General features: G+C 65.6%; 2 protein-coding genes and 1 pseudogene. All 3 read right to left on the bottom strand.

From position 1 onward, the window contains the following. On the bottom strand, positions 1-132 hold a 132-nt coding region (locus EN994_RS34145), incomplete at its 3' end, for an SAM-dependent methyltransferase (RefSeq protein WP_245466178.1). After that, entirely contained in the window at positions 129-515 is a 387-nt protein-coding gene (locus EN994_RS34140; protein ID WP_013531079.1) for a cobalamin biosynthesis protein, read from the bottom strand. The genes EN994_RS34140 and EN994_RS34145, both read right to left, overlap by 4 nt. Next, positions 512-680 (bottom strand): annotated as a pseudogene (locus EN994_RS36605) (cobalamin biosynthesis bifunctional protein CbiET); the annotation flags it as partial. The pseudogene EN994_RS36605 and the gene EN994_RS34140, both read right to left, overlap by 4 nt.

Raw genomic sequence — 680 nt, 5'->3', positions numbered from 1 at the left:
GTGCTGCAGCAATTCGGGCGCGACGATCGAGCCGGCATGCAGGCAAACCGGGCAGTTTGCCAAAAGCCTTGCGCCGCGCAGCGTGATGAGGTCGGCCGCACCTGGACCGGCGCCGATGAAATGAACGGTCATGGCGCATCTCCGCTGATGGCGATGGCACAGGTGACCGGGCCGAGCACGGTGCGGGGGCCAAGCAGTTTTGCGCCTGTGCCGGCCACGGCGAGGGCGGACGCCTCGGAGACCGATGGTGTGCCGGCAACATCCTGCGAGAGATCGGAATGGCTGAGCGTATCCGACGAGGCAGCTTGAAGTGCTGAGTCGTCGACGACGATGACGGGAAGACTCAGCGTGCGGCCAGCGGCGGCGATCGCTTCTTCATCCTTCTTGAACGCGGCAGTCGCCAGTGCCGACAGCGCCGTCATCGCCAACCCATGCGCCTCCAGCGCCGTTTCGATCGCCGCAAGCACCTCTTCGACGCCCACGCCCTTTCGGCAGCCTATGCCTGCGACCATCATGGCTTCATCCAGCTCCATTGCGTCACTGGCATGGCCGGCCGCCAGGCCGGCATCGAGCCGACCGGCGAGGCCCGGGAGATGTTTATCCGCGTGAGATCGCCGCCGAGCTTCGTATGTTGGGCAAGAAGCAGGGCTTCCATCTCCAGCGTCACCGCGTTTGCCACG

Source organism: Mesorhizobium sp. M7A.F.Ca.CA.002.09.1.1, assembly GCF_003998555.1.
GTDB classification, from domain to species: Bacteria; Pseudomonadota; Alphaproteobacteria; order Rhizobiales; family Rhizobiaceae; genus Mesorhizobium; species Mesorhizobium ciceri.
The sequence above is the reverse complement of the archived record's forward strand: the minus strand, read 5'-3'. Positions and strand labels throughout refer to the sequence as shown.